Origin of the sequence: Streptomyces sp. WM4235 (assembly GCF_001279725.1) — a bacterium.
Lineage (GTDB): Bacteria > Actinomycetota > Actinomycetes > Streptomycetales > Streptomycetaceae > Streptomyces.
Genome location: NZ_LGDE01000387.1, coordinates 1 through 303, shown reverse-complemented (window position 1 = coordinate 303; position 303 = coordinate 1). Strand labels below are relative to the sequence as shown.

Genomic DNA, 303 nt, shown 5'->3' with positions numbered 1-303 from the left:
GGGTGGAGACCAGGTTGCGGTGGGTGGACAGGATGCCCTTGGGGCGTCCGGTGGATCCCGAGGTGAACATCACGCACGCGGTGTCGGTCGGGCCGAGGGCCACGCCGAGGTTCCCGGACTCCCGAGCGGAGATCAGCGCCCCATCCGCGTCGACGCACACCGTCACCCACGCCCCATCCACCCCATCCGCCGTGAGCCGTCCCGCCTGTCGGGTGTCGGTGACGAGTACGCGGATGGTGGCGTCGTGTGCGGTGCGGGTGAGGCGTTCGTCGGGGAACTCGGGGTCCAGGAGGGCGTAGCCGG

General features: G+C 71.3%; 1 protein-coding gene. It reads right to left on the bottom strand.

Translation table 11 applies throughout. The features are described from left to right. Nucleotides 1-303 (bottom strand): AMP-binding protein (locus tag ADK55_RS23335; RefSeq protein WP_159041525.1); only part of this gene is annotated, 303 nt, incomplete at both ends.